A 282-nucleotide genomic window follows, 5' to 3' on the forward strand; every position below is an offset into this window, starting at 1 on the left:
CCGTGGACCGGGACCTGGTCCTGGCCTACAAGGAGTCCGCCCAGGGCCAGCTGATCCACCCCGGCATCAACGAAGCCGGCGCCGTGGCAGCCTTCACGGCCGCCGGCACCGCCTACGCCACCCACGGCGTGCCCCTGGTCCCGGTCTACGTGTTCTACTCCATGTTCGGCTTCCAGCGCACCGGCGACGCCTTCTGGGCCGCCGCCGACCAGATGACCCGCGGCTTCATCATCGGCGCCACCGCAGGACGGACCACCCTCACCGGCGAAGGCCTCCAGCACG

Annotated in this window: 1 pseudogene; it reads left to right on the top strand. The window is 71.3% G+C overall.

Going from position 1 to position 282, the window contains the following annotated elements:
• Window positions 1-282: pseudogene (locus AC5RWD_RS23325) on the top strand (pyruvate dehydrogenase (acetyl-transferring), homodimeric type); the annotation flags it as partial.

It is taken from the genome of Arthrobacter sp. CMU6, assembly GCF_059090205.1.